Raw genomic sequence first — 26,589 nt, forward strand, 5'->3', positions numbered from 1 at the left:
TATTAGGCGGCTACATCTTCTGTTGTATTGATATCCAGATGTTCTACATCTATTTCACCTGAGATGAGTTTGGGAAGGAGTAGATCACGGGTTTTGCAGAGGTTTAAGTTTTTCTCTGTAAGAATTTCAAGATTGCGGAATATAGGTTGAACAAATTTTTCAAAACTTTGTACAAGTATTGAATTTGGGGCAACTATTTTGAGGTTATGCATATCTTCTTTAGTCACAGACTTGAAGATAGTACCTCCTCCCATTAAATCTTCTTCTTGAAATTTATCTTTCAACTGTTGAAATACAAATAATTGATTGGCACTCTTACTACGGATGGCACATAAACCACGACCAATGATAATTTTCTTATTTGCAAGATTAATACGTCCAACTGGCGCTCTAACACTAAACAAAATATCTCCAGCTTCAGCAATACGATTTTGTACAGTGCAGAAAATACGGTCAATTGGAAATCTATCGCCAAAATCTGTTACACCTTGATGAAACGGTAAACCTTCTTGATTTTGATTGTAGAATTCAGACTTAGGAGATTGACCCATAGTAATGTTGCAAATGTCACTAAGTTTTTTAACCTCCCAACCTTCAGGAATCAGTCCCAATTCTGAATCAACCATTTTGGTTTGTTCATGACCAGGGAAGCGGAATTTGACAAACCACTCATGGTAGAGGGTTTGTGCCATTTCTTCTAATATTTTGATGCGTCTTGTGTTGTTTTCAATTAGGTCATCATAGGCTGAGAGTATGGCGGTGATTTTCTTCTGCGTGGGGAGTGGGGGGTAAGTGATTGGAATGCTGCGAATAATTGTAGTATTTAAATTTGCTAACGTTGCACCAACTGCCTGATTGTAAATCCAAGCTATGACTTTAGATTCGCCTAGATAGTAGTAAAGAAAATTTGGATTAAGTACAGAATTACCCAAGCTGATACGCAAGCAACCTGTCCCACATAGCCAACCAGCTTCTCGATCATTTATTAAAGCACGACGACCAATATCACCTCTGCGACCATAAACAATATCACCCTTTTTAAGCCTATGTTGAGCAAGACGTTCTACATCTTTTTCACCAATTCGAGCAATTCCTTCTACTGATATTTTTGCATCAATAATGTCTTTGGGCATGACAACTGGCAAGCCCTCATCTTGATAATCAGATTGATGTAGTTGTGAGCCAAAAGGCTCTGTACGAATAATGCCCTTAACTTCATCACAAATTTCTCCAAGGGTACGTCTAACCCATATCATTAAACTATTCTCTCCCACAACATTTTTGATTATCTCGCGCCTTTTGTAATCTTTCGAGTATTTGCATCACTACAGTCTCACCATCCAGCACTTCTCCCCGTTCAATTTCCCCAAGTCCTACTTCTACCTTTTGACGAGTTTCTTCTATCCACTCTTGATAACCCTTGTCCCATTCTTCCAGTAATTTTAAAGCCAGCCTAATCACCTGTTCAGTATTTTCATATCTACCAGTTGCAACTTTCTCTTGAATTTTTTCTTGCAACCTAGCAAAAACAACTTCACCATCAGTTACTTGTCCTTTAGCAATTTGTTCAGTTCCCACAGCAATTTTCTGACGTAATTCTTCAATGCGCCGTTCTCTTTCTTGAAGCAACTTAAAAGCTTCATTAATCACATCCTCTGCACTAGCAAACCTACCCGTTGCAAGTTGTGCTTGGATAAATTGCTCGATTTCTGGCTTAAGTGTGATATTCATAACTATTACCTCAGCTAAAATAAAGTTGTTTTGTAGGGTGTGTTATACCGAAGGCTAACGCACCATCCTAAATTTTTAGTGCGTTAAAACTAAAGTTTATAACGCACACTACCAGAGTGAAGCTTATTTACTTACATCACAAACTAATCTTTTAAATAAAGACAGAGAAATAATAGTTGTATTCAACAAAGTTTGCGCTTCATTAAAATCAGCATCACCTGTAATAAAAAAATCTGCCTCTGCTGCAATAGCACAAGCTAAAAACTTGGCATCTTTCCTATCTCTGGAAAAATCAACCTCCACATCCACATTAATTAGTGTTGTCACAGAATCAATCAAATAAACCCATCTTTGGTATTGTGCCTCAGTTAACTTTAAACGAGGACGCTTTAAAACCTCCTTATATTCTGCTAGTATTTCTGCTGATACAACCCACTCAAAATCTGAATTAGCAACCACAAATAAAATTACTGCTTCTGGATTTTTATCAGCTATAGCAGCAGAAACTAGGATATTAGTATCAATAATAACCTTCATTCCCCTCGCCTATATGCTTCAATTTCTGCTGCTATCTCTTCCTCAGTCAAGGGATGATCTGCGTGTGTCGCTTGTATTTCTTTGAATAATTTTTTTAATTCTGCTGCTAAAGTAGCTCTTTGATTATCCTCAGCTAAAATAATCACCTCAACTTTCTGTCCTGGTTGAAATGGTAAATCAGATAATACTAGCTGCTTTGGATCTGTAATGGTGATGTAGGTTTTATAGGCGTTCATTATTTATCCTGCTCAACTTTTATCTAACTTTGTTCTAACAATTTCGCCACATTCTCAGCAATTCTCTCCTCTAACTCCCTTGCTTCGACATTCAAAACTTCCAATTCCTCATTCAACTCTTCCAACTTTTCAGCAAAATCAAAATCTTCAACTACCCTTTCAGCAACACCTACATAACGTCCAGGGTTCAGACTCCATCCCTGTGCTTCTATTTCCTGAAGAGTTCCTACTTTACAAAGTCCAGGTACATCAATATATTGACCTTGTGGAAATTTCTCATCCAGCAATGATTTGCTATTATTAGTAATCTCTACTGGTTCACCCCTATACAGCCGCACAATATTCGCCAAAAATTCAATCTGTTCTGGGCTAAACTCCCGATGGGCACGGTCAATTTGACGGTAAATGTGCCTAGCATCCAGAAATAATACTTTATCTCTGCGGATAGTATCTGCTTTACCCTTATCTAAAAACCAAAGAGTACAGGGAAGAGTGACTGTGTAGAAGAAATTAGAACCTACAGCAATCATCACATCCACAGCATATGATTGAATAAGTTTCTGCCTAATATCTAACTCTGAACCTCTAGCATCACTAGCAGAGTTAGCCATGACAAATCCAGCCCTACCTGTTTGATTTAAAGCACTCCAGAAAAAGTGAATCCACAGGTAATTAGCATTATCAGCTTTGGGCATCCCAAATTCTTGAACGCGGGGATCTCCCTTCATTTTTTCTTTATCCACCTTATCTACATTAAATGGTGGATTTGCCATCACAAAGTCAAACTTATCTACAGATTTGTGAATATCTTCATAGTAAGTATTACTCTGTTTGATATCTCCTGAAATTCCATGTACAGCTAAATTCATTCTGCATAGCCGTACAGTTTCTCCAACTTTTTCTTGACCATAAATACTAATTTCTGTGTTAGGGTTCTTTTTGTGTCTTTCTACAAAAGATGCACTCTGGACAAACATACCTCCAGAACCACAAGCAGGATCATATATCCGCCCATGATAAGGTTCAATCACTTCTACAATCAACTTAACTACAGAAGTAGGAGTGAAAAATTCTCCTCCCTTCTGTCCTTCACTCATAGCAAACTTACCCAGGAAATATTCATAAATTTTGCCAAAGACATCTCCTGGTAAGTCTGTTCCTAACTCAACTTGATTAAAATTTTTGAGTAAGTCAGCTAATAAATCATTCTCTAAACGATTGTAGGTTTTAGGTAAGACATCCTTTAATTCTTCATTTTCAGCTTCAATACCTCGCATGGCATCATTGATTGCCTTACCAATATCTGAATCTCCTGGTAAATTCAGCAGTGTAGAGAATCTTGCTGATTCAGGTAAGTACAGTACACCTTTTGCTTGATAATCTGTTTTACTAATGCCACGTCTTCTACTACCTGTGTTTTTTAACTCTTCCTCAACTTTGGTAAACTTCCAGTCTGCATAACGTAGGAAGATTAACCCTAAGACTGGGATGGAATATTCACTAGACTTCAGTTTAGAGTTAGCCCTTAGTTCATCAGCAGCATCCCATAAACGTTTTTCTAAATCGGTAGTGTTAGCAGGCATAGGAGAAAGGTGATCAGAATAATCCAAGCTAATGCATTATAAAATTTGTTAATACCTTTCGACACTCAATTATGTATAAATTTTAGCTTTAGAGATTTTAAGAATACAAAAAGAAAGGTTAGTCTCTACCAACAGTACACCAGGGCTGATAATCATCTATATGCAGCATCGTATGGCTTGATATTACATAGCACAGGGTTTGAGGTTTTGGTGCAACAGTTCGTGAGTGCGATCAGCTGAGTCCTGAGCCTGCGGCACGGCTTTGCCGAACGGACACGCTGCGCGAACGCTGCGCCGTAGGCGATCGCCCAAAAAAGGAGTCATTCAGTTTATTAGGTATAAATCATGTAAATTCACGCATTGGCTTAGTAAGCCTTAGACAGCTATTGTTCTATACTTAAGCTGCTGGTTGTGACTATATTAAGTTATGCCGGATGATGACTGGAGACAACAGGAAACTACTATAGCCATTGCTAACGATGAGACTGGAGAATGGCAGTTTTTTACATTTCCTACATGGGAAGAAGCAAGAGTTGCTGTTAATGTAGCTAGAAGTGAAGGTAAAGCGGCTGTTTTCTATGACGGTGCTACTCTTCCAGAACCTCCAGAATTACCTATGCCTCCAGAACCCCCAAAGGATTGACTATGGTTTGACTATGAATATTAATGACTATGAGCGACTATTCTTAATTAGTAAGCTTTTCAGTAATCAAGACAGAGGACTGAAAATCCTCGTGTCACCAGTTCAAGTCTGGTTCCTGGCATAACACTAAAACCTTTGAAAATCTTATGTTTCAAGGGTTTTGTTCTTTGAAGCGAGATCGCATTGATTGTCAGGAATGTTAAAGGCTATCTGACCAAGCCCGCAATACTTGTTGGGAATAGGGGGACAGAAGAATTATCTTATACATATTTTTTCCCCTACACCTTTACCCCCCTTGCCCGTAGGGCATTGACTGATGAACTAAGCATTGATTGAGTGTACGATCGCTTTAGTCGCTAAAACATAGGAGCGGAGAAGCTCAAGGTATTCTGTCACGACTTCACGCCTACACCAGCAGAGGAAAAACAATGACGACACTGCTAATTCAAAGCATGAGCGTCCCACTGACGGTTAATCTTCCTGCGCTCAAATCGATGAGTGTTGAACAATTCTACGAATTCTGTCTAGCCAATCGCGATTTGAGAATTGAGCGTAATGCCAGTGGAGAAGTTATCATTATGCCACCGGCTTTTTCAGATACTGGTAATCGCAACATTAAAATCGCTCAACAATTGGCAAATTGGGCAGAGCAAGATGGCACAGGTGAAACATTTGACTCCAGTGCAGGCTTTACCTTGCCCAATGGAGCAACCCGCTCCCCGGATGCCTCGTGGATTAAACTAGAGCGCTGGAATGCCTTAACTGAAGAACAAAAATCCTCATTTGCTCCAATTTGTCCAGATTTTGTGATTGAGTTACGGTCTTCTAGCGATACTGTTAGTGGATTGCAAAACAAGATGCAGGAATATATTGACAACGGTGCATCACTAGGCTTATTGATTGATCGCAAAAACCGCAAAGTCTACATCTACCGCCCGAATCAAGAACGGGAAATCTTGGATAATCCCGAAACAGTGAGCGGCGCTCCAGAGTTACCAGGATTTGTCTTGCGGATGGCAAAAATTTGGTAATTGATATTATTGTTTGGAATAAGTTTTAGCGCGATCAACTTTGCTCGAGTCGTTAACTCGCTTGTCAACTATGCAGAAATAACGGTAGCACTAGCTTCTCATCGCTTCGTTTCGCAATTTGGAACTGGCAGGTGTTTTTGTGCCAGCAGTTGTTGAGTAACAAATTGTTTTGTCGTCCTTGCCGTGCTATCAAATTTAATGTCAACCTGATGAGTGAATCAGGTTTTTAGAAAGCGATCGCTTTTAATGAGTAGTAATAATCGAACTCGAAAAATCCTGCTGTTATCAGCAAATCCTAAAGGTACCAGCCGACTTCGTCTGGATGAGGAGATGCGCGAAATTAAAGAGGGATTAAAACGAGCAAAAAAGCGCGATCGCTTTTCGATAGATAGGGCAGAAGCAGTACGCTACAGAGATATACACAGAGCTATTCTGGAATATGAACCGCACATCATTCATTTTTCTGGGCATGGTTCTGGAGAAGAAGGATTGGTATTTGAAGATGAAACGGGTCAAATCAAGTTAGTTGATGCAGAAGCTTTGGCGGGATTGTTTCAACTGTTTGCTGACCAAGTTGAGTGTGTTGTCCTTAATGCTTGTTATTCAGAGTACCAGGCAAGAGCGATCGCACAACATATTCATTATGTCGTAGGCATGAGTCAGGCAATCCAAGATAAAGCAGCAATTGAATTTGCTGTGGGTTTTTATGATGCACTGGGAGCAGATAAGAGTTATGAGTTTGCTTATAAACTAGGTTGTAGTCTCATTCAGGTAGCAGGGATTCCACAACAGCTCATCCCTCAACTTATGACTCAGAATAATTTACAATCCCAACGTTCAAAAGAAACACTACCTGGTAATTATACACCAAAACCAGATAAAATCATATATATTGAACGACCGCCCATTGAGGAGAAAAGCTTTGGTGCGATTGTACAACCAGGGGCGCTGATTCGCCTGAAAGCACCCCAGAGGATGGGAAAAACTTTACTATTGGAGAAAGTACTCAACCATGCGAGAGAGCAGGGTTATCAAACAGCTAAATTAGATTTGAAACTTGCTGATACTGATACCTTAACTAGCTTAAAAAGTTTCTTGCAGTGGTTATGCGTTGATGTTTCTGACAGTTTAGAACTTCAACCCAAAGTGGACGAATACTGGCAAGATATCTACGGGCTGAATAAAAACTGTACTCGTTACTTTCAAAAGTATTTACTCTCAGATATCAAAACTCCTCTAGTCTTTGCTATAGATAATTTTGAACGGCTATTTGAATATCCTGATATTTTCTCTCCATTTTGCTTACTTCTGCGGAGTTGGTATGAAACAGCGAAACAAGGGGACAGAGTTGGTAATATTTGGAAGAAACTGCGGTTAGTTGTCGTTCATTCCACCGAAGTTTATCCATCCTTGGATACCAATCATTCACCGTTTAATGTTGGGTTAGCGATAGAGTTACCCGAATTTAACCTTTCTCAGGTCATAACTCTTGCCAACCAGTATGAATTAGATGGACAGTTGGGAGAAGATGGATTGATTCAGTTGATGGGGTTGGTAGGAGGACACCCATATCTTATACAGCAGGCTTTAGCCAATCTCAAGAGTCAGCAAATAACTCTAGAACAACTTTTAAGCCTTGCGCCGACGGAACAGGGAATTTTTAGCGACCATCTGCGACAGCAACTATGGAATTTACAACATAATCCTCAGTTAGAATCAGCTTATAAAAAAGTGGTGATGGCAGATGAACCTATGAGACTTGATGCGGAAGTTGGGTTTAAACTGCACAGCTTGGGGTTAGTGAAACTCTCTGGTAATGATTGCGTTCCCAGTTGCGATTTATATCGTCAGTACTTCTTAATGCGTTTGGGGTAAACTATGGTTGACCAATACATCTTCTCTGGAAGTTTACCGGAAGAAGCCACCACTTATGTGACGCGAGAAGCTGATGGCGAATTGTATGAAGGACTCAAGGCGGGTAAATTTTGTTATGTGCTGAACTCCAGACAAAGTGGAAAGTCCAGCTTGCGAGTCCGAACCATGCGCCGATTACGAGAGTCTGGCGTAGAATGTTGTGCTATTGACCTTTCTGCTGGAGGTATTCAGAATGTTCCACCAGAACAATGGTATGCAGATTTGATTGATACGCTGATTGAGAGTTTTGGATTGGATGTAGAATTTGGGGATTGGTGGTCACAAAATCAATTAAATTCGCTTGTCACGCGATTTCGGAAGTTTCTTGAAGAGATACTACTTGCTGAGATTAAAGAAAATATTGTCATTTTTATTGATGAGATTGATAGTGTTCTCAGCCTGAATTTCCCCACAGACGACTTCTTTGCATTTATCCGTGCCTGTTACAATCAGCGTGTTGATAATCCTGAATATAATCGCCTCACCTTTTGTTTGTTGGGAGTCGCATCACCAAGTAATTTGATAGAAGATAAGAAGCGCACCCCGTTTAATATTGGGAAAGCTATCTCTCTTAAAGGATTTCAATTGCACGAAGTTGAACCGTTAGAGAAGGGATTGCACGGAAGGTATTCTGATTCTCAAGCAGTGATGAAAGAAATCTTACACTGGACGGGAGGACAACCGTTTCTGACGCAAAAGCTGTGTCAGTTTATGGTGGAAGAGTCAGAAACAGATAATCCCCGTACTGTTGAACAGGTTGTGCGATCGCGCATTATTGAGAATTGGGAACCCCAAGATGAACCAGAACATCTGCGAACTATTCGAGATAGGATTCTCAGGGATGAACAACGCGCATCTTATTTGTTGGAATTGTATCAGCAAATTCGGGTAACGGAGGAGCAATCTGAAGTTACAGCAGATGATACTCTGGAACAAAGTGAACTACAGCTTTCAGGATTAGTCGTTAGACAACAAAATAAGTTAAGAGTTTACAACCCAATTTACAAGGAGATTTTTGACGCCAACTGGATTGAAAACCAATTAAAGAATCTGCGTCCTTACTCCGAAAGTTTTAGGTTTTGGGTGGCTTCTGGAGGAAGCGATGAGTCACGATTGTTGAGGGGGAAGGCATTACAAGAAGCTGAAGAATGGGCAAAGGATAAAAACTTAAGTTATCAGGATAAACAGTATTTAGCAGCTAGTAAAGAGAAAGAAATTCAAGAGGAAATTGCTGCTAAGGAACAAGAAGCTGCTTTGGAGAGAGAAAGGAAGGATAGGGAAGCGGCTGAGAAAAGAAATCAATTACTCAGTGAAGCTAATAGAAAAGCTCAACGACGAATTAAAGTTGGAGTTGCTGTCTTGGTTGTTACAGTGCTAGGAGCAGCAACTGTAGGGCTATTGTCCAAAAAGCAACTTGATGAAACTCACGAAGAAGTTGAGGCTGTTCAACACTTAAACAAACTAGCTGGAAAATTACAAGAACAGAGTAACTTGAATCTAGATCAATTTACCTTCGATTACAACAAAGCTTTAAGGTTATCTGCCTTATCTTTTAACATCAATAATCACCAACTGAAACAAGCATTAGTATTTGCTGCTAGTTCCCAAGCAGATCAACAGCTAAAAAAGCCAAAAGAAGCAGAACAAGAAATTAACAAAAGCCAGGAAAATTTATCGAAGGCAGATAAAAAAGCTTTAGATTCCAGTCAGGGTTTACAAATTCAAGTATTATTTTATAAATTTCAAGGGAGTTTACTAGCTCAAAGAAAAGAAACACAACAGAGAGCTATTGAATCTTACACTATAGCATTTAATCTTTTAAAGAAGCATCCAAAGGAAACTGATTTTACCAAAGGTAATCAGTTGCTTACAGCCGAAAATATTGAATTAGTTCATCGAGGTTTAATAAAAGTGCTCTCCCAAAGTAACACAGAAGAAGAATTGAGAAAACAGGTTGAACAATCTCTGACCCAACATTTATATGCTCAACTTGAAAATTCTTTAAAATCAAAAAATTGGGAAGCAGCAGATAGACAAACATTCCCACTCATACTCAATATTGCTAAAAGAGAAAAAGAACCATGGTTAGATGAAGACAGCATTAATGGTGTTTCTTGTCCAGACCTGCAAAAAATAGACCAACTTTGGGTCACCAATTCAGACAAACGTTTTGGCTTTAGTGTACAAAAAGAAATATGGATTAAGACTGGGAATCGATTGGGTATAAAAAAACAAGACTGGACAAGCAAAGATTACAGAAACTATATTCGGTTTGCCAAGGCAGTTGGATGGTATAGAAAAACTAGGGATGATGAACGTGGTGGGGGTGGAGACAGGTTGGTGAGAAGTTACGAAGAACTGTTGCACGGTATAAAAAGTCATCCACAAGTTGTGGGGAGCCTACCATTCTTTGGGTCGGTACCAGGCTCACTGTCGTGGGGCCTTGGGGGCTGGGATAATCTTTTTCTACTCGATATTTATAGCAGGTATGGATATCTTCTTCTCTCGCATTGCGACTTGTAAAGTGTAGCATGTAGTGCGATTCGTTGGCTAGAAACCAGTCAGATTAAGGATTTGGAGGACTAGCCGCTAGGTAAAAAAATAGGTTAATTACCTTGACAAATGTAGAATTATATAGGTGAGGCAATAGAAGCCAAGTCCTATCCCACAGGTGCAGTGGTGACAGCGTATCCCTCAGCCCTGAGACTAGTTATTAAAGAGTTGAAGCAGGGATAAAAGGAGGTAACCCGGAACCGACAAGAACATGAGCGCTGTTATACCTTCCTGTTTGCACAGAAATTACAGCAGTTTGCAACGCGTAGGAGGTACACAACCTAGACTTCACGCGCCAGATATGAAACCTGTTTGACTCCTGACTCCCGTCGGCTGACCCTCTCTTAAGCCTGACTCCTGACTCCTCAATTCTGCTGTATCATCGCCATTGAGGATTTTGTCATTTACCAAGCGCGAGACACTCACGCCACCATGTACCATCAGCAAAAGCGCCTCAGAAATTATCGTTTGAGGAAGTTTCCCAGTTTCTTTGACCAATTCCTCCAATACAACTCCCGCCTCTTGGTCATAACTTTTCCCGCTCTCCCAATACCGTCGCCCATTCTTATCCACCTTCCAGACACTTACCTCTTCCTCTTCCGCCAGGAGTTCGCGCTCCATTTTCCGCATCAGCTTGGCGTCGTCCATCTTGGCTTGCACAGCCTCTTGAGTCACCATTACACCAGTAGCGGTAAAGTAATCTCGTACAGGCTCCATCATTGGTGTGACTAACTGAAGCGCCATAATAGTCCCAACCTGCCATAACACCAATGGCAACCGGACAAGCTTTATCCGTTTATTCGCGTCGCGTTCTGTTAAACCGTTTTCTTGCAAATACTCTTGCCACTTGCGCTTGTTCTTGCCACACTCTTGCTTCTTATCCGCCAATTGCTGTGCTATCTGCCGACTTGCATCCGCCTCTATCTTAAGCAGTTGCTGAATTGTAGGATTTTTTTGTAAATTTTCTTCAGAAGCGATCGCAGTTGAGTCAATAAATGAATAATTAGTTCAAAGCTTGTGCGATGGCACGGAATGCCCCCCAAGGGGATCGCACCACTACCACTACATTTTGGATCGCTCGGTTCGCCAGACACGGATCTATAGATGTAGGCTGATAGATGACATTCTCCTCACTCCTGCGAATGCTACTATGAATCCCCTAACCCTTGACCTTCGCCCTGTCATTCGCCTCACTCACGAACAATTCGAGCAAATTGCTCTTGCTAACCCCGACTTACGGATAGAACTTAGTGCTGATGGAGAGTTATCTATTATGCCTCCCACTGGCGGAAATACGGGCAGACGCAATGCTGATCTTACAACTGACCTCAATTTGTGGAACCGTCAAACTCGTTTAGGCGTTGTCTTTGATTCCTCTACCATTTTTCGCTTACCCAACGGTGCAGAACGTTCCCCTGATGCTGCTTGGATAATCCTAGAACGCTGGAATGCTCTCACCCAAAAAGAACAAGATTCTTTTCCCCCACTTTGTCCTGATTTTGTCATTGAATTGCGCTCCAAAACTGATTCGCTTAAACCCTTACAAGCAAAAATGCAGGAATATCAGGACAACGGCTGCCGTTTGGGTTGGCTGATGAACTACCAGGATCGGCAAGTCGAAATTTATCGTCCTCAACGCGAAAAGGAAGTCCTGCAATCGCCTCAAACCCTGTCTGGTGAAGAAGTTTTACCAGGGTTGGTTTTAGATTTACAAATGATTTGGGAATGAACTCGTTACAGTCAAAAGATAATGCACATTTGATAATTTTTGTCAATGCGCGAGTCCTAAGATATTCAATTATTATTAAGTCATATTATTAAGGAAAGTTGCAAAAGTCGTGAGTTGAACGGCTGAGCCAATTTGCCTACTTTCTCCAAAAAAAGTAAAGGAATGAGCGATGACAGAGGCAAGAAACGTACTCGGCGGAAACCTAGAAATATGCTGCTCTTCTCCCATGACAGGATATTACCGTGATGGGTTTTGTCGTACAGGAGGTATGGATTTTGGGTCGCACGTTGTTTGCTCCCAGGTAACAGCAGAATTTCTTGAGTTTACCAAATCCCAAGGAAATGACCTGAGTAGCCCTATGCCAGAATATCAATTTCCTGGTCTAAAACCAGGCGATCGCTGGTGTTTATGTGCTGAACGCTGGAAAGAGGCTCTTGAAGCTGGCGTTGCTCCCCCCGTCGTCCTCTCGGCGACCCATCCTAGAGCTTTGGAAGTGGTTTCCCTGGATGATTTGAAAAAACACGCCTTAACTTCCTCCTAAATAAAATCTCAAATTGGTTTGACTCAGCAGCTCAAGTAGTGCCCGATATAGTGTCTGTAACTTAACTTAAGAGCGATTTTCATAGCTTCAATTACAGTCATAATCGAGCAAGACTTGCAGTGGGCGCAGAAAATTAAGCAATGGTTACAGTCGTTGTTGTCATCAATATACTTATCTCGCTAACTCTTCTCTATGTAGCTTGGCGAGTACGGCGATTCAAAAGGCGACTGACGAGAATAGCTAATATGTTCGTTGCTGCTGAACGTAGTTCCCATGCGGTACTATTTGGAGCACCCGAAGCTATTTACATGGGTCAGCGAAATCTTCATAATCTGCGGCAGGGAAACCAACCACCACGGCTACAAATCCAACGGGTGCGACAGATTTTCAGCCTGCTTGCTGTTGGACAGCAAGTCTGGCGTCGCTATTTTCTTAGGCTAAGTTCAAAATTAGTGAAAAAGAGAAACTAAGGAGTAGAGTATAGGTTACAGCACGTCAAGGCAACCTTTTTGGCTCATACATTGTCTCTCTAAATTGTAGAAAGATAAAATCTTTTTGATTTTCCAAGGCGTGAAAACCTGCCTAAAATGGGTGTAAGGAGAGAAACAAAAAAATGTCTAACAACCGTTCTGGATTATTTATTGGCGGTATGATGCTAGGAGCTACCATCGGTGCCTTAACTGGGTTGCTTGTTGCTCCACGTACGGGACGCGAAACTCGTCAATTGTTGAAGAAATCTGCCAGTGCTTTGCCAGAATTGGCAGAAGATTTATCAACGAGTGTTCAAATTCAGGCAGATCGGCTTTCTGCAAACGCACGCTCTAACTGGGATGAGACTTTAGACCGACTGCGTGAGGCGATCTCCGCTGGCATAGATGCCAGTATGCGCGAAAGCCAAGCAACGAAGCAGCAAAGTACTCAAGAAAACTCCGATTCGCTTCCTCAACATCTAGATAGTTAGTAGAAGATATCAAAGTGATTGACCCCCTGTTTTGGCTGGGACTATCTATACTCCTAGTCGCCGCCAGTCTCACTGCTGTTTTGGTGGCGGCGATACCAGCTGTGCAGGAATTAGCAAGAGCAGCTCGCAGCGCCCAAAAGTTATTTGACACTCTTTATAGAGAGTTACCACCCACGCTAGATGCCATCCGCATGACCAGCTTGGAAATCACTGACTTAACTGATGATGTTAGTGAGGGTGTAAAAAGTGCTGGTCAAGTGGTGAAACAAGTTGATCAAAGTCTAGAGAGCGCCAAAAAGCAAGCGCAAAACGTTCAAGTAGGCACGCGCAGTATCTTGTCCGGCGTGAAAGCTGCTTGGAAAACCTTCACGCGCTCCAAATCTTCAAGGCGAACAGTTGAGCGTCTGCCACCATCTCAAAAAGCGACGCTGACAATGCGAGAGCGGGAAGCCTTGAGGCAGGAGAATCGCTTCACACCAACGGAAGAAGGTTACAGTTACAGCATTAATAACAATTACAACGATTACAATGATGCTGCCGATTGGGAAAGCAGTTTTGATGAAGAAGATTTGAACCGTAAGACAGAATCTGAGAATTGGTCTGATAAAGAATAACTTGTATCAGGGTATATGAGAGTAGGGACGCAAAGTATTGTGTCCCTACTCTCATATAACTCACCTGAAACTTGCTGTGTAAGTTCTGGATCTAAGGCAGTAGATTAGATTAAAGTTAAAAAGTGTAAAGAAGTATCACTTTTCTCGTACTCTTTTAAAACCACTTGTTCACTTTTCTGTTGAGATTTGTATAAAAAAGCTCATGCAGCATAGTTTTTGGCGACGAATTCTGGCTTTGGTAACGGTATTTTTCCTAGCTGGCTCACTTTGGGTGACCCATTCTCCCAGCGCATACGCTTATGACAATCCTGAATTACTACCCGATACACCTACCCCAGTTGTAGACTTAGCTAAATCTTTAACCAGCCTTCAAGAAGAAAATCTTGTTAAGCAACTAGAGCAATTTGAAGACCAAACCGGCTGGAAGCTGCGAGTATTGACCCAATATGACCGTACTCCAGGTCGGGCAGTCATTAATTTTTGGGGTTTGGATGACAAAAGCGTTTTACTAGTTGCTGATTCCCGTGGCGGTAACATTCTCAGCTTTAGTGTTGGCGATGCAGTTTATGAACTCCTACCGCGCACTTTCTGGATTGAATTACAAACCCGCTTTGGCAATTTGTACTTTGTGCGAGAACAGGGCGAAGACCAAGCCATTCTACAAGCTATGGAAACAGTCGAAAATTGTTTAGTTAAAGGCGGTTGCGCTGTTGTTCCTGGATTACCACGGGAGCAGTGGATTCTCACTCTGATTACTTCAATTATTGGTGGAATCATTTGTGGATTTGCAGCTCAACCTCGTCGCGAAGGACAACTTATTGCTTGGCAATGGGCTTTAATCTTTTCTCCTTTATGGGGAATCTTATTTCTTGCCTTTGGTCTTGGACCAGTAGTCACACGAACAAGCGACTGGGTACCCCTCATTCGTAATATTTCCGGTTTTCTCATCGGTGTTTTGGTTGCCTATCTGTCCCCTATTTTCAGTCGGTCTTCTCCAAGTGCTGAGTCCTAAAAAGTCAAGAATAAGAATGAAACCACAGATGTAGGCGTAAGTCGTGCCGTAGGCTACACAGATGCACACAGATGAGAACATTGCCGAAAGGGGTTTCCCCCCTGAAGCGGCTGGCGTCCAAGTGTCCGTTAATTTATCTGTGTTTATCTGCGTGTATCTGTGGTTCCAAATACTCTTAAACCAGATTTTTGCAAGAGTACCGAGTGCTGAGTAGGATATACTCAGATCTTGTACTTTGTCACCCAGAGGCTGGAAGCCCCAGGCTACACTAACAAAGCCTGCCAGAGCAGGCTCTCAAATCCTTGATTATTGTAAGAAAAAATAACTCAGCACTCACTACTTGGAACTGGTGGACTTTCTCATGGAATGGCACGTAACTGATGCTCAAAGTTTGGCAATCATTGATAGCGAAGTAGGCGATCATCTCTTTTCACCCGCAGAGTATGAGATTGTCCGGCGGGTGATTTACGCAACTGCTGACTTTGAGTATAAATCTTTGATGCGCTTTTCTGAACGTGCCTTGCAGGCTGCCGCAGCTGCACTGGCAGCACGTACAACTATTGTGGTAGATGTCCCAATGGTACAAGTAAGTATCGCCCAAGGCATTCAAAACACATTTGCCAATCCAGTGTATTGCAGCATGGACACTCCTACCCGCCCTAAAACAGAAAAAACTTCTGTGGCATGGGGAATGGAAACCTTAGCCAAGCGTTACCCAGAGGGCATATTTGTTGTGGGTCAAGCTCAAACTGCTCTCACAACTCTCGTTGATTTAATTGAAGCAGAGGAAGTTAAACCCGCTTTGATTATTGCCACGCCAGCGACATTTCTTAATCTGGATGCTGATAAAGAACGCTTGCAAAATTCTTTAGTCCCAAATATTACAATCGATAGCCCCAAAGGTAATGCTGTTGTGGCAGCAGCCATTGTTGATGGGCTGATAGATTTAGCGTGGCAAGTCTACGGAGAGAGGAAGGAGAGATGAGGGAGTGGGGGGAGATAAACCATGAGTGTCAACTTAAGCTAGAAATCACTTATCTATTGGCTTCCACGCCCACCATGAAATGAATTTCATGGCTGACAGCCAAAGTCTACTGAAGTAGACTCAAGATTTTTCAGATTATTTAGTTATCTTTAGATAACTTGAGCTATGAGCAAGGAACTGAAGTTCCTTGTGGGACATGAGTTTTACGTTAAGTTGACACTCATGGAGATAAACTCACTCATCTCTCTACCCTGCGGCGTCGGCGGCGCGGTCTTTCATTTTCTTCATCCCGGCGTAGCCGGCTACTAACCTCAGTAAAGAAATCTCGTCGGACATAAGGATAATCACTTACCCATAAATCACGACTGGGGATATAAATATCAGAGATTTCGTCAATGCTGCTTAAATCGGGTCGATTTGACATGACTAACAATTCTGCCCTTTGACCACGAGCTATGACTTTGTAGGCAGTTCGCAGTGGCGCTTTATACTCAGCAGTAAATCCTGTGTCATCGCCGATTTCTAAGTGAATGCGTTTTTCTCGGTTTTCGACAATCACCAAATCGCCTTTTTTATCAACGGTTTCTTGTTTCCCAATCAGTTCTTCTGTGATCCAGTAATCTAGCACTCGACCACAGAGAAAACCGCTGTATTTATAACGACGGCATTTGGCATTTCGCATACTTGCCCAAAACACTGGTCCCCAGAGCCAGTAAAAGGCACCAATTAGCCCGATGACAAAGACGATACCAAAATCAATTCCCAGAAGAACTTTGATTAGGAATGTAACAGCCACTGCTACCACAGAAATGAGTAGTCGTTGTAAAAAGTCTGGAAACCCCCCCCAGTAGTATTTGTACTGCGGACCTGTGGCAATTAGGGGCATGATTTGTTCAAATTTCTGGCGAGTCAGTGGGACTATCATGAGTGCTGAGTGGTGAGGTGCTAAGTCTTTTAAAGAATTTTTTCTAATCCATATACTAATGACTTTAACTGGAGGACTTTACGAATTGCCAGTAGGACTCCTGGCATAAAGGAAGCGCGATCGCTTGTATCATGCCTAAGAGTGTAAATTTGACCAGCTGCACCAAAAATCACTTCTTGATGGGCAATCAATCCCGGTAAACGCACGCTGTGAATCCTGATACCATCGCCTGCTTGGCTACCCCGTGCCCCTGGTAATTTCTCAGTTTCTTCCACAACAGGCTGGTTATATATTTTACCAAATTCTGCTAGCATCTGAGCAGTTTGAATCGCTGTACCGCTGGGTGCATCAGCTTTTTGGTTGTGATGCAGTTCAATAATCTCAACGTGGTCAAAATATTGAGATGCAGCAACGGCGGCTTGTTGCAGCAGCACCATCCCAATAGAAAAGTTGGGAATAATTAAACATCCCGTACTCGCCTTATCAGCAAATTCTGCTAAGTCTTGAATTTGTTCTTGACTTAAGCCTGTAGTGCCAACAACCGGACGAATACCATAGGCGATCGCACTGCGAACGTTGTCATACACTGAACTGGGATGGGTAAAGTCTACCATTACCCCTGGCTGTCTTCCTTGAGCTGCAAACGCCAGCATCGGTTCCAACTGATTGGTAATTGGAATTTCCAAAGGTTCACTTAAACCCGCCAGTTCTCCTGCATCCTTACCTTGATGTTCAGGTGTTGTGTCAATAGCACCTACAAGGTTCATATCCGATGATTGCGTTACCGCTTTCACAACCTCACGACCCATTTTGCCCGCAGCACCGATGACAACAACTGGGATTGGAGTTTGATTCGTCATAATTTGAGCAATACTTTCTACACCATCAAAGGAATTGTAAATCTAGCAAGGTAGCTATTGGCGTAGAGAAAAAACCTGATCGTAAGTATTTTTAATAGCAGCCCATTGACTCGCAATAGGCATTCGCCAACCAGTCCCAAAGGCGCGATCTGTAATTTTCAATCCCGGTGGTGCTTGTCGCCGCTTAAATTCTGCACGCGCCACCATCTTAATCACTCGGTCTACAGTCGCTGGATCATGACCGACAGCAACAATTTGTGTTGCTGATTGGTGATGGTGAATCAGGCGTTGCAAGATGTCGTCTAAGATATCGTAAGCTGGTAGCGAGTCTTGGTCAACTTGACCGGGTTTGAGTTCGGCGCTGGGTGCTTTGGTAATGACGTTTTGCGGAATCATTTCCCCATTGCGATTTAACCAACGGCAAATCGAGTAAACACGGGTTTTAGGAACATCAGCAATCACTGCTAATCCCCCATTCATATCACCGTAGAGGGTGCAGTAACCAACTGCCATTTCTGACTTATTTCCAGTCGATAGGAGGAGATGACCGAATTTGTTGGAAATTGCCATCAATAAATTCCCTCTAATTCGGGATTGAAGATTTTCCTCTGCCAGCCCAAACTCTGTTCCAGCAAACAACTCGGCTAAGGTCTTGTCATAGCCTTGCATTAACTCCCCTATTGGTATAGTGTGTGTTTTAATACCAATATTTTCCGCTAATGCCAAAGCATCACTGATAGAATGCTCGGAACTGTAGGGAGAAGGCATCAGAACACCGAGGACATTTTCTTGACCGAGTGCTGAGGTAGCAATAGCCGCTACCAATGAAGAATCTACTCCGCCACTTAACCCCAGCACAACTTTAGAAAAGCCACACTTACGGACATAATCTCGCAATCCTAAAACCAAAGCGTGCCAAATTTCCTCATCTTCAGACTCATATTCTGGTGCTATGAAACCTAACTGCAAATCCTGTTGCACTTGTTCAAATTCTACGAATACCAAATCTTGTTCAAAACCAGAGGCACGACACACTATTTCACCTTGACGATTCAAGGCAAAACTTCTGCCGTCAAAAATTAAATCATCATTACCTCCTACCTGATTGGTATAGATAATCGGTTGCCGAAAACGCACTGCACTATACTTGAGCATTGCTTCTCGAAACTTTTGTTTGCCAACACTATAAGGAGAAGCAGACAAATTAACGATAAAATCTACACCCAAAATTGCTAAGTCAGCAATTGGATTGGTGATATAACTTCGCTTGCCCCAAAATTCTTCGTCATTCCACAAATCTTCACAAATGGTGACCCCAATATGAACACCATCCAATGTGAAATAATTAGCTCCTAAACCAGGTTCAAAATAGCGATGTTCATCAAATACATCATAAGTTGGCAAAAGGCGCTTGTGAAAAACTTGCTGTACCCTACCTTTTTCTAACAAAGCAATGCTATTAAATAAAGTTTTACCACCATCAGTGTGTGCTTTTAAATTCTCTTCAACTGTTCCTACCAAAACAGCTAGTTCTGGTGGCAAATCTCTTGCTAATTGTTCCAAGGCAATGTTCATTGCCTGCAAAAAACTAGGATTAAGCAATAAATCTCGTGGTGGATAGCCACACAAAGAAAGTTCTGGCGTGAGCAATAAACGCGCACCATAGCGAGATGCCTTTTGTGCTACCTTTAGAATTTTTTGAGCATTTCCCGACAAATCACCAATTGTAGGATTAATTTGAGCGATCGCAATTTTCATTTTGGATTATCGAGTTTCTACAGATAACAGATAAATAAACAAATAAAGCTTAGATACAGCACATTGCAAGTAGGTGAAGTACAACGCGCTTTGTCTAAAAGTTAGACACAAAGCCAATTTTACTTCTGACTTCTGACTCTTGACTCCTGACTTCTGAATTCTGCTGTAAGTACGTGGTTAAATAAAAACCAAAGCTTTATCCTTAAATGGAGCAAAAGCTTCCGCATCAAAACGATATAAACTCGCAGGACGACCAGCACCCCGCGACACTTTTTTCCCTGTATCGCATAAAAAACCTAACTTGATGAGACGCGCTCTAAAATTAGAATAATCAGAAAAATTTTCCCCTAAAACTGTCGTGTACAACTGATATAAATCATTCAAGGTAAACATCTCTGGCAAAACTTCAAACGCCACTGGGCTATACTCCAACTTATTTCGCAAACGCCTGTGTCCATATGCCAAAATTTTATTATGGTCAAAAGCTAATTGCGGTACTTGCTTCACAGGATACCAAGCTATCCCAGTGACTCCATCAGCAATCAATTCTGCTTCCTCAAACCGCACCAGGGCAAAGTAACTCACTGATAAATAACGCACACCATAACTATCGGTTGCTTCTCGTGGATCGCGCTCAGGTCCTCCAAAAGTATACAATTGTTCCAAATAAAGGTTTTTGACCCTTATTTTTTCAGCCATAATGCGATAAGCAGCATCTTCTAAAGACTCACCTTGACGCACCAAAGTACCAGGAAGGCTCCAATCATTTAAAAATGGCTCCTGCTGTCTCATCACTAATAGAACTAGCAGTTGGTTCTGTGCGGTATCTACAGAGAAAATTACGTTATCAACACCAACTTTGAAATCTGCTAAAGGTGGTTGTTTTAGAGGGTCTGCAATCTTTCTTTGGTTGCGTCCTGGCATAGGAACTCATTGTTCAAAGCCTTGCTTTTTCTTTCTACAGGTTTAAAAATAGATGGCTATTTCATTTGGTATTCCCTCTACATTTTCAGATTTCTACCTAGTCACTCTATGATGTTAATGGAATAGATACCTGAACAATTAGCCGATATTCTGAACAGACGCGTCATGGCACGTCTGTTCAGGGATGACAGGATTATACGGTAGTGGGGGCGCTCATAGTTCAAAAAGTCAAATTTTCGGACAAACATTTGTACAAATGCTCTTTATGAATATAGTCAACAACAAGAGGTGTTAGAGCTTCGCGATCGCCCTTTTCACGATATGCTGTTGAGGAAACATCTGGACCAATAAAGTTGGCAACTGCGACTTTCCCCCCGAGTTTTTGCACGAGCTGCAAACTAGATTCATCTAATGCATATCCTGGACGTGGTACGACTAGAAGTTGTACTTGCTGCAACAAATCTTCAACCTGATACCAACGTGGTAATTGAGCTAGCAAATCTGAACCTATCACCAACGTAAACTCTGCCTCTCCCCAAAGGTCTTTCGCTTTCTCCAAAGTTTCCAGCGTTCTCAAGCTACTCAAGTGCTGTTCCAAACCAATATTGTGCTTTGACGAATCGATATCCGCAATTAACAAGCACAACATCGCCACCCGATGTTCTAAACGGGTTTGATGCGACTTAAATGGATTATTCGCCGCCCAAACTGCCACCCAATCATAATGCTCCGACAACCAGCTAATAATCGCTTGATGTCCAGCAGTTGGTGGATCAGCACTCGTACCAAATAAAGCAATTCTCATAGTTAGTTGTTAGTTGGTAGTTGGTTGTAGAGACGCGCCATGGCGCGTCTCTACAAACGTTGGTCATTGGTAGTTGGTGTAGTAGCAACTAACCACTCTCCTTCCTCTGTGTTCTTAGTAACTCTGCGGTTTGTTTCTTCGTTTTTTCACTCAACTGTTGTAACTGGGCAGAAATCTCCACTCTCACCGATAAAGGATGATCCAAACGGCGCGTTTGTTCTGGCAAACTGGCAACTGAGGCGGCGGTTCTTTGTCGAATTTGCGCCAAAGTCTCCAGGGGTTGCACCCGTTTACCTTCCTTAACAAATAGCTGCAACAAAGGCACTTGTGAAGAATGATGATTGCTCATTGAAGAGTCAAGAAATTCTTCGTCAGCTAAACCCAAAGAGTCTGCTTTCACCTTATCCCCCTCAAACGAACGAAAAATTTGCTTGCGTCCTGGATAAGTTGCCTTGCCACTCGAGTGTTTCATGACGGGTATGCCATCAATTTCCACCAGTTTGTAGACTCCATTGACAGCGGAACCTGTCACCAGTCGCGTTCCTAATCCATAACCATCAATCTGGGCACCAGCCGCTTTGAGTCGTGCAATTTCCCACTCGTCCAAATCGCCACTGACAAAAATTGACACACCGGGAAGAAGCGATCGCACTTGTTTTGACAATGACACTAAATCACCAGAGTCCAACCTAACCCCAGCTAATTGCATTTCCCCTGAATTTACCTTTGCTGCCAACCGCTGGGCAGCAGCGATGGTATCGTAAGTATCAATTAACAAAGGCGCACCTGGGAAATAACGATGAAACGCTGTGAACGCTTGGTCTTCGCTCCCTTCCATAGCTGACAGTGCCATTACCAAAGCGTGAGCCATCGTACCACTCGGTTTTTCTCCCAGTTGTAGCGCAGCTAACACGTTCGATGTCGCATCCAAACCCCCAGCTAGCGCTGCACGCGCCGCCCACAAAGACGCTTGGGGACTAAATGCCCGTCTTGTCCCAAATTCCAGTAGTGTTGCTTCACCAGACGCCACATCCCGTAATCTTGCTGCGCGTGTCGCAATCAAACTTTGGTAATTAAGCGTGTTCAACAGGTAAGTTTCTACCAGTTGCGCTTGCCATAGAGGCGCTTCCACTCGTAACAGAGGTTCATTTGCAAACACTGCTGTTCCCTCAGGTATCGCCCAAACATCGCCACTAAAACGTCCCTCAGCAAGCAGTGACCAAAAGCTCTCCGGCGCATTGGCAAAAATTCCTGTCGCCTGCAAAGCTGTTATTTGCGAGGGATCAAAGCAGAATTTTTCCAAATATTCCAACCCTTGCGCCAGCCCCATAGCAATCAAATAGCCAAAATTTTCTGGCAAACGTCTCACAAACAATTCAAAACTTGCCCGTCGTTGTTCTAAACCTTCACCTGTGTAACAAGCTACCATCGTCAACTGGTAAAGGTCTGTGAGCAGGCTGTAATCAATAGCAGAAACTGTCAGTTCTTGATTCTCTCTGTTCTGCTGTTGCTGATTGTTTGTAGATGCATAGTTCAAGTTTGGGAAACTTGTCATGGCATAGCGCCCTTGGAAGAATACCTCTTTGCTTTATGGTAATTTTTACCATAAATAATGTCAACTGTTGGATGATAATTGCAAAAAAATGCTTGGAACTAGTCTTTTTACAGATCTTTTATTCTGTTTTTCAGAACTTATTTAATTTTTTTTAATAGTTAAACTTATGAATAATGATGATGTTACTCTAATAAAGAGCCAAGTGAAATGTAAAGGTATGCCAAATGAAGGATGAAATACGGCGATCCTTACACTTCAAACCCTTATTTTTCAGTTCATACTTAATACTTCAGCCTTGAGTTGGCTGAATTCTTATCTTAAAGTATTGCAACTCTCTATCAATGATTATTGCGGAGAATGTAGATATATTGCCAACCAGAGCCAAGAGAGAATATCAAGAACTACAGTAAATATGTTAGGCGATATATCGCAATTAAAGCGATTACAAAAAACGGGGGTCTTATATTATGGCTATCTCCAGAATGCTTGCTAAGGTCATGCAATATATTTCTGAAGCTGCAATGCGTATTTTTGGACCTAATGACGATGCATATCCCAATATCGGTGTACAACCATTTACAGGAGAGCCTTATAAGCAAAGGACAGCCGACACTTGGTAAATGATGCGATCAAATAAGTCAATTACAGCGCTTCTCATCTGAATGAAGTACTAATTTATCTGTGTCCATCTGTACGGCAGTTGCTTCAACGGGGGGAACCCCCCTTCGGGTTCACAGTCCCCTACGGCGGGAAACCCGCCTGCAGGGCTGGTTCACCGCAACGCACTGCCTCGTCCATCTGTGGTTCATTATTTCTTTGTGTACCTCACCCAATTGCAAACCGCTGTAAAATAAAAGTTGGTGGAGAGGGAAATCCTGAATCCACCTATTTTTTTAGTTATTAGTCATTCGTTCTCCCTATCTCTGTTAACAATGGTCCCACTCGAATTCAGCTAATAGTAGTAAGCAGACAACCATCACAGCGCCAGTCGTCAGAAATTCCCAACCAGTCATATAGGGTAAGATGAAAATTCCTAGTGCATGAATTATACCTGTCAATATCAGGGTGCGCGATCGCACTGCTAACCCAGTACACAAATAGCCAAGGGCACATAGTCCCAACCACAGTGGGCAAAGATTTAATAATATTTCTCCCCAGCCGAGAAAGACACCCAAATCAGTTAATACTACCCCCAATAACATCAGCAGTCCCCAGCAATAGAGTATCCAGCTGACCCGTCTTCGGCTGACCCAATGGCGAGTCCAATAGACCATTGCTCCAGTACCAATAAAAGAGAGGATTGACCACAAAGCCGCCTGCAAGTCCCAACCCACAGGTAAAAACTGGGCAGTTGCAAACATTGGTATGAGAACCAAACCCCAAATTATGAAAGCTTGGTCTAGGCGGGTATAAAAATTTGAATAAAGCTTAATTTTGCCTATTTGCCAGTTAACTAGCCAAAGTCCTTCTAAGTCGTGATCAATATCCAAAGGTGCTTGTTTGCGACGCAGAGGTGGTACGGAATTATTAAAAAAGCTCATTTTAGTCATTGCTGAATTTAGGTTTATTTAACTTCTTAGGGCTTTTCATCGCCATATTTCTTTCTTATGTTTATTTAGCAATGTCCTAATCTAAATCTCTCTTTAGCTATGACTTCAGTTATGTTATATTCTGTCCATTGGTGTAGTTTTGTGAGAGTTTTTACATATAAAAAAAGACAAATACATCACCTATAAAGAAGTCTCTTAGGGGAAGTCATTTTTCAGATTCGTGCCCAAAAATTTTTTGTTAGAAAACTACGACATTTTCTTAAGGCTTTATTTTGATTATTGTCAGTCACCGTAGCAGTGTCTTATGGTTGAACAACATTGGTGATAGCATCGTAGAAACAGTAAAAACCTACAACACTACTGATTCTCTAATGCAGATTAGTCTGTAAAATAGTATATACATATACATATTTTTTTGTTTTTTGCGTATAAGCAGATGAGAGAATGGTGAATAGCCACTCAGAATAATTTGTTTTGTTTAAATAAAGTTTATAAATCTTAACATTGTTCTTCTCTTTTTTAAAGAGTGGAGTAGCGCTCACCAAGAACTCTCTTCACCCTGCTTTAAGTGGTAATCCATTTATACCAATCTAAAGCTGAAAACCCAGTGGCTTTAGTCCTGGGATGAGAGACCAACACGTGAAAAAATGGGGCAGGCTTCACGGGTTAGTTAGTACTCCCCACGATTAATCGAGGGGTTTCTAAGCCTGCCCCATTTTTTAGGGGTCAAATGAGATGAAAGCGTTGCACCTTTAGGTGCCTTGAGTGATTTGCATTACATAATTTTTTATAACAAATGTGTTAGCATAAGAATGTAGTTGGTTGGTCGAGCCAAATGATAATCTACGAGTTTAAAGTCAAGGGAAAAGACAAGCAGTACAGGGCAATAGACGATGCTATTCGCACTAGTCAATTCATTCAGAACAAATGTTTGCATTATTGGATGGATAACAAAGACAAAAAAGTTGACAAGTACGTATTGAACAAATATTGCGCTGTACTGGCTGCTGAATTTCCCTTTGCTGATGAACTCAATTCAATGGCTAGGCAATCTGCGGCTGAACGTGCTTGGAGTGCGATATCTCGGTTTTACGATAACTGCAAAAAGAAAATCAAAGGCAAGAAAGGTTTCCCAAAGTTCAAGAAACATTGTCGTTCCGTGGAGTATAAAACCAGCGGATGGGCACTTTCAACTAATAGAAAAACCATTACTTTTAGAGATAAAAAAGGCATTGAAACCTTAAAACTAAAAGGAACTTATGACTTAAACTACTACGACATTAAACAGATAAAGCGTGTTCGATTAGTACGCCGTGCTGATGGATACTACGCTCAATTTGCAATTGATACTGACTTAAAGATTGAAACACAACCGACAGGTCAAGTCGTAGGTATTGACTTGGGATTGAAGTACTTCATTGCTGATAATAAAGGCAATATAGAACAATCACCTCAGTTTTACCGTAAGTCTGAAAAACAGTTGAATCGAGCTAACCGTAAAAAATCCAAGAAGTTCGACCCTAAAAAGAAGAAAGCGAAACAACCGCAATCAACCAACTACCACAAAGCCAGAAATAGGTATGCAAAGAAACATTTAAGAGTAAGTAGGCAACGAAAAGAGTATTGCAAGCGTGTTGCATACTCCGTCATCCAATCTAACGATTTGGTAGCCTATGAAGACTTAAATGTGAAAGGCATGGTACGTAATCGACGACTGGCTAAATCTATATCTGATGCTGGTTGGTCAACCTTCCGTTCATGGTTGGAATATTTTGGTCACAAGTATGGGAAGTTGACAGTTGCTGCCCCTCCCCATAACACAAGTCAAAATTGTTCCAATTGTGGCAAGAAAGTGAAAAAATCCCTGTCTACTCGAACTCACGTTTGCCCGCATTGCGGGTACGTAAAGGATAGGGATGTCAACGCAGCTATCAATATCCTAAAGTTAGGACTCAGTACCGTGGGGCACACGGGAACTTACGCTTGGGGAGATTTGCCCTCTTGGGCGATTGGCGCAAGCCTGTCGTCTAACGGCGAGTCGACGAACCAAGAATCCCACGGCTTTTTGCGGGAATGAGCGCTTCGGCGCGATATTCACGTAGCCGTGGGAGTGTCAAATAGGCTTTTCTTCAGCACAAATCA

Annotated in this window: 28 protein-coding genes; 13 read left to right on the top strand and 15 right to left on the bottom strand. The window is 41.9% G+C overall.

The features are described 5' to 3' along the window. Positions 1-2: 2 nt before the first annotated feature. From MAS10914_RS0128230 to MAS10914_RS34760, 6 genes are all read right to left on the bottom strand, one after another. The gene (locus MAS10914_RS0128230) at positions 3-1,274 is read right to left on the bottom strand and encodes a restriction endonuclease subunit S (protein ID WP_198015008.1); all 1,272 of its coding nucleotides are present in this window, start codon (positions 1,272-1,274) and stop codon (positions 3-5) included. Continuing rightward, positions 1,261-1,731 carry a type II toxin-antitoxin system ParD family antitoxin gene (locus MAS10914_RS36330; protein ID WP_017319308.1) on the bottom strand — a complete coding sequence of 157 codons (471 nt, stop codon included), beginning with the start codon at positions 1,729-1,731 and terminating at the stop codon, positions 1,261-1,263. The genes MAS10914_RS0128230 and MAS10914_RS36330 overlap by 14 nt, the downstream gene beginning before the upstream one ends. A 123-nt stretch (positions 1,732-1,854) precedes the next feature. After that, positions 1,855-2,268 (bottom strand): putative toxin-antitoxin system toxin component, PIN family, encoded by a 414-nt coding sequence (locus tag MAS10914_RS0128240; protein WP_017319309.1) that lies wholly within the window; start codon positions 2,266-2,268, stop codon positions 1,855-1,857. Then, positions 2,265-2,504, bottom strand: a complete 240-nt coding sequence (locus tag MAS10914_RS0128245; protein ID WP_017319310.1) for a hypothetical protein — start codon at positions 2,502-2,504, stop codon at positions 2,265-2,267. Before MAS10914_RS0128245 ends, MAS10914_RS0128240 begins: the two co-directional genes overlap by 4 nt. Positions 2,505-2,527: 23 nt before the next feature. Beyond that, positions 2,528-4,087 carry a type I restriction-modification system subunit M gene (locus MAS10914_RS0128250; RefSeq protein WP_017319311.1) on the bottom strand — a complete coding sequence of 520 codons (1,560 nt, stop codon included), beginning with the start codon at positions 4,085-4,087 and terminating at the stop codon, positions 2,528-2,530. Positions 4,088-4,270: 183 nt separating this feature from the next. Then, complete coding sequence (locus tag MAS10914_RS34760) at positions 4,271-4,411, bottom strand: hypothetical protein (RefSeq protein WP_156818258.1); 141 nt, start codon at positions 4,409-4,411, stop codon at positions 4,271-4,273. Between the two features lie 103 nt (positions 4,412-4,514). Between MAS10914_RS34760 and MAS10914_RS0128255 the strand changes: the two genes are divergently transcribed. The 4 genes from MAS10914_RS0128255 to MAS10914_RS35120 all read left to right on the top strand — a co-directional run bounded on the left by MAS10914_RS0128255 (position 4,515) and on the right by MAS10914_RS35120 (position 10,198). Next, entirely contained in the window at positions 4,515-4,730 is a 216-nt protein-coding gene (locus tag MAS10914_RS0128255; RefSeq protein ID WP_017319312.1) for a hypothetical protein, read from the top strand. Between the two features lie 428 nt (positions 4,731-5,158). After that, positions 5,159-5,761 (top strand): Uma2 family endonuclease, encoded by a 603-nt coding sequence (locus MAS10914_RS0128260; RefSeq protein ID WP_017319313.1) that lies wholly within the window; start codon positions 5,159-5,161, stop codon positions 5,759-5,761. A gap of 246 nt (positions 5,762-6,007) precedes the next feature. Further along, positions 6,008-7,636 (top strand): AAA-like domain-containing protein, encoded by a 1,629-nt coding sequence (locus MAS10914_RS0128265; protein ID WP_017319314.1) that lies wholly within the window; start codon positions 6,008-6,010, stop codon positions 7,634-7,636. A gap of 3 nt (positions 7,637-7,639) precedes the next feature. Next, on the top strand, positions 7,640-10,198 hold the full coding sequence (locus tag MAS10914_RS35120) for an AAA-like domain-containing protein (RefSeq protein ID WP_017319315.1): 2,559 nt from the start codon (positions 7,640-7,642) through the stop codon (positions 10,196-10,198). Between the two features lie 318 nt (positions 10,199-10,516). Here the strand turns inward: MAS10914_RS35120 and MAS10914_RS0128275 are convergent, their stop codons facing one another. After that, positions 10,517-11,116 (bottom strand): hypothetical protein, encoded by a 600-nt coding sequence (locus tag MAS10914_RS0128275; protein ID WP_017319316.1) that lies wholly within the window; start codon positions 11,114-11,116, stop codon positions 10,517-10,519. 32 nt (positions 11,117-11,148) lie between these two features. Then, positions 11,149-11,322: a hypothetical protein gene (locus MAS10914_RS36040; RefSeq protein WP_232224252.1), complete on the bottom strand. Its 174-nt coding sequence runs from the start codon at positions 11,320-11,322 to the stop codon at positions 11,149-11,151. A 56-nt stretch (positions 11,323-11,378) separates the two neighbouring features. Here MAS10914_RS36040 and MAS10914_RS0128280 point away from each other — a divergent pair, with 56 nt between their 5' ends. The 7 genes from MAS10914_RS0128280 (at position 11,379) to MAS10914_RS0128310 (ending at position 16,070) form a co-directional block, all read left to right on the top strand. Then, positions 11,379-11,957 (top strand): Uma2 family endonuclease, encoded by a 579-nt coding sequence (locus MAS10914_RS0128280; protein ID WP_017319317.1) that lies wholly within the window; start codon positions 11,379-11,381, stop codon positions 11,955-11,957. 169 nt (positions 11,958-12,126) lie between these two features. Continuing rightward, on the top strand, positions 12,127-12,498 hold the full coding sequence (locus MAS10914_RS0128285; protein ID WP_026082880.1) for a DUF2237 family protein: 372 nt from the start codon (positions 12,127-12,129) through the stop codon (positions 12,496-12,498). Between the two features lie 140 nt (positions 12,499-12,638). Next, on the top strand, positions 12,639-12,968 hold the full coding sequence (locus MAS10914_RS0128290) for a hypothetical protein (RefSeq protein WP_026082881.1): 330 nt from the start codon (positions 12,639-12,641) through the stop codon (positions 12,966-12,968). 143 nt (positions 12,969-13,111) lie between these two features. Next, on the top strand, positions 13,112-13,459 hold the full coding sequence (locus MAS10914_RS0128295; RefSeq protein WP_017319320.1) for a YtxH domain-containing protein: 348 nt from the start codon (positions 13,112-13,114) through the stop codon (positions 13,457-13,459). Between the two features lie 14 nt (positions 13,460-13,473). Next, positions 13,474-14,073: a hypothetical protein gene (locus tag MAS10914_RS0128300; protein ID WP_017319321.1), complete on the top strand. Its 600-nt coding sequence runs from the start codon at positions 13,474-13,476 to the stop codon at positions 14,071-14,073. Positions 14,074-14,275: 202 nt separating this feature from the next. Then, entirely contained in the window at positions 14,276-15,085 is an 810-nt protein-coding gene (locus MAS10914_RS0128305) for a TPM domain-containing protein (protein ID WP_017319322.1), read from the top strand. 361 nt (positions 15,086-15,446) lie between these two features. After that, complete coding sequence (locus MAS10914_RS0128310) at positions 15,447-16,070, top strand: precorrin-8X methylmutase (protein WP_017319323.1); 624 nt, start codon at positions 15,447-15,449, stop codon at positions 16,068-16,070. Positions 16,071-16,308: 238 nt separating this feature from the next. On the opposite strand, the gene MAS10914_RS0128315 is transcribed toward MAS10914_RS0128310, so the two are convergent. The 6 genes from MAS10914_RS0128315 to MAS10914_RS0128340 form a co-directional block, all read right to left on the bottom strand. Further along, a complete protein-coding gene (locus MAS10914_RS0128315) occupies positions 16,309-16,995 on the bottom strand; it encodes a hypothetical protein (RefSeq protein ID WP_017319324.1) in 687 nt (228 codons plus the stop codon). A gap of 29 nt (positions 16,996-17,024) precedes the next feature. Next, positions 17,025-17,855 carry a 4-hydroxy-tetrahydrodipicolinate reductase gene (gene dapB, locus MAS10914_RS0128320; protein ID WP_017319325.1) on the bottom strand — a complete coding sequence of 277 codons (831 nt, stop codon included), beginning with the start codon at positions 17,853-17,855 and terminating at the stop codon, positions 17,025-17,027. A gap of 54 nt (positions 17,856-17,909) precedes the next feature. Then, positions 17,910-19,613, bottom strand: coding sequence for an NAD+ synthase (locus MAS10914_RS0128325; protein ID WP_017319326.1), 1,704 nt, complete (start codon positions 19,611-19,613; stop codon positions 17,910-17,912). Positions 19,614-19,790: 177 nt separating this feature from the next. Further along, entirely contained in the window at positions 19,791-20,537 is a 747-nt protein-coding gene (locus MAS10914_RS0128330) for an NUDIX hydrolase (protein ID WP_017319327.1), read from the bottom strand. Between the two features lie 220 nt (positions 20,538-20,757). Beyond that, entirely contained in the window at positions 20,758-21,342 is a 585-nt protein-coding gene (locus tag MAS10914_RS0128335) for a nicotinate-nucleotide adenylyltransferase (RefSeq protein ID WP_017319328.1), read from the bottom strand. An 88-nt stretch (positions 21,343-21,430) separates the two neighbouring features. Further along, positions 21,431-22,897, bottom strand: a complete 1,467-nt coding sequence (locus tag MAS10914_RS0128340; protein WP_017319329.1) for a nicotinate phosphoribosyltransferase — start codon at positions 22,895-22,897, stop codon at positions 21,431-21,433. Positions 22,898-23,364: 467 nt separating this feature from the next. On the opposite strand from MAS10914_RS0128340, the gene MAS10914_RS35125 reads away from it, so the two are divergent. Beyond that, entirely contained in the window at positions 23,365-23,517 is a 153-nt protein-coding gene (locus MAS10914_RS35125; RefSeq protein ID WP_198015009.1) for a hypothetical protein, read from the top strand. 306 nt (positions 23,518-23,823) lie between these two features. On the opposite strand, the gene MAS10914_RS0128350 is transcribed toward MAS10914_RS35125, so the two are convergent. Next, positions 23,824-24,438: a hypothetical protein gene (locus MAS10914_RS0128350; RefSeq protein ID WP_017319331.1), complete on the bottom strand. Its 615-nt coding sequence runs from the start codon at positions 24,436-24,438 to the stop codon at positions 23,824-23,826. Between the two features lie 844 nt (positions 24,439-25,282). Here MAS10914_RS0128350 and MAS10914_RS0128355 point away from each other — a divergent pair. Continuing rightward, complete coding sequence (locus MAS10914_RS0128355; protein WP_017319332.1) at positions 25,283-26,524, top strand: RNA-guided endonuclease InsQ/TnpB family protein; 1,242 nt, start codon at positions 25,283-25,285, stop codon at positions 26,522-26,524. Positions 26,525-26,589 lie beyond the last annotated feature (65 nt).

The sequence above is a fragment of the Mastigocladopsis repens PCC 10914 genome (assembly GCF_000315565.1).
In the GTDB taxonomy this organism is placed as follows: domain Bacteria; phylum Cyanobacteriota; class Cyanobacteriia; order Cyanobacteriales; family Nostocaceae; genus Mastigocladopsis; species Mastigocladopsis repens.

Excerpts from the sequence above, each read along its gene's own strand:
- MAS10914_RS0128325 (WP_017319326.1), bottom strand. The coding sequence starts at position 19,613 with ATGAAAATTGCGATCGCTCAAATTAATCCTACAATTGGTGATTTGTCG.
- MAS10914_RS0128285 (WP_026082880.1), top strand. The coding sequence starts at position 12,127 with ATGACAGAGGCAAGAAACGTACTCGGCGGAAACCTAGAAATATGCTGC.
- MAS10914_RS0128315 (WP_017319324.1), bottom strand. The coding sequence starts at position 16,995 with ATGATAGTCCCACTGACTCGCCAGAAATTTGAACAAATCATGCCCCTA.
- MAS10914_RS0128290 (WP_026082881.1), top strand. The coding sequence starts at position 12,639 with ATGGTTACAGTCGTTGTTGTCATCAATATACTTATCTCGCTAACTCTT.
- MAS10914_RS0128305 (WP_017319322.1), top strand. The coding sequence starts at position 14,276 with ATGCAGCATAGTTTTTGGCGACGAATTCTGGCTTTGGTAACGGTATTT.
- MAS10914_RS35125 (WP_198015009.1), top strand. The coding sequence starts at position 23,365 with ATGGCTATCTCCAGAATGCTTGCTAAGGTCATGCAATATATTTCTGAA.
- MAS10914_RS36330 (WP_017319308.1), bottom strand. The coding sequence starts at position 1,731 with ATGAATATCACACTTAAGCCAGAAATCGAGCAATTTATCCAAGCACAA.
- dapB (WP_017319325.1), bottom strand. The coding sequence starts at position 17,855 with ATGACGAATCAAACTCCAATCCCAGTTGTTGTCATCGGTGCTGCGGGC.
- MAS10914_RS0128310 (WP_017319323.1), top strand. The coding sequence starts at position 15,447 with ATGGAATGGCACGTAACTGATGCTCAAAGTTTGGCAATCATTGATAGC.
- MAS10914_RS0128330 (WP_017319327.1), bottom strand. The coding sequence starts at position 20,537 with ATGCCAGGACGCAACCAAAGAAAGATTGCAGACCCTCTAAAACAACCA.
- MAS10914_RS0128350 (WP_017319331.1), bottom strand. The coding sequence starts at position 24,438 with ATGAGCTTTTTTAATAATTCCGTACCACCTCTGCGTCGCAAACAAGCA.
- MAS10914_RS0128260 (WP_017319313.1), top strand. The coding sequence starts at position 5,159 with ATGACGACACTGCTAATTCAAAGCATGAGCGTCCCACTGACGGTTAAT.
- MAS10914_RS0128250 (WP_017319311.1), bottom strand. The coding sequence starts at position 4,087 with ATGCCTGCTAACACTACCGATTTAGAAAAACGTTTATGGGATGCTGCT.
- MAS10914_RS35120 (WP_017319315.1), top strand. The coding sequence starts at position 7,640 with ATGGTTGACCAATACATCTTCTCTGGAAGTTTACCGGAAGAAGCCACC.
- MAS10914_RS0128355 (WP_017319332.1), top strand. The coding sequence starts at position 25,283 with ATGATAATCTACGAGTTTAAAGTCAAGGGAAAAGACAAGCAGTACAGG.
- MAS10914_RS0128340 (WP_017319329.1), bottom strand. The coding sequence starts at position 22,897 with ATGACAAGTTTCCCAAACTTGAACTATGCATCTACAAACAATCAGCAA.
- MAS10914_RS34760 (WP_156818258.1), bottom strand. The coding sequence starts at position 4,411 with ATGACTCCTTTTTTGGGCGATCGCCTACGGCGCAGCGTTCGCGCAGCG.
- MAS10914_RS0128255 (WP_017319312.1), top strand. The coding sequence starts at position 4,515 with ATGCCGGATGATGACTGGAGACAACAGGAAACTACTATAGCCATTGCT.
- MAS10914_RS0128335 (WP_017319328.1), bottom strand. The coding sequence starts at position 21,342 with ATGAGAATTGCTTTATTTGGTACGAGTGCTGATCCACCAACTGCTGGA.
- MAS10914_RS0128240 (WP_017319309.1), bottom strand. The coding sequence starts at position 2,268 with ATGAAGGTTATTATTGATACTAATATCCTAGTTTCTGCTGCTATAGCT.
- MAS10914_RS0128245 (WP_017319310.1), bottom strand. The coding sequence starts at position 2,504 with ATGAACGCCTATAAAACCTACATCACCATTACAGATCCAAAGCAGCTA.
- MAS10914_RS0128265 (WP_017319314.1), top strand. The coding sequence starts at position 6,008 with ATGAGTAGTAATAATCGAACTCGAAAAATCCTGCTGTTATCAGCAAAT.
- MAS10914_RS0128295 (WP_017319320.1), top strand. The coding sequence starts at position 13,112 with ATGTCTAACAACCGTTCTGGATTATTTATTGGCGGTATGATGCTAGGA.
- MAS10914_RS0128280 (WP_017319317.1), top strand. The coding sequence starts at position 11,379 with ATGAATCCCCTAACCCTTGACCTTCGCCCTGTCATTCGCCTCACTCAC.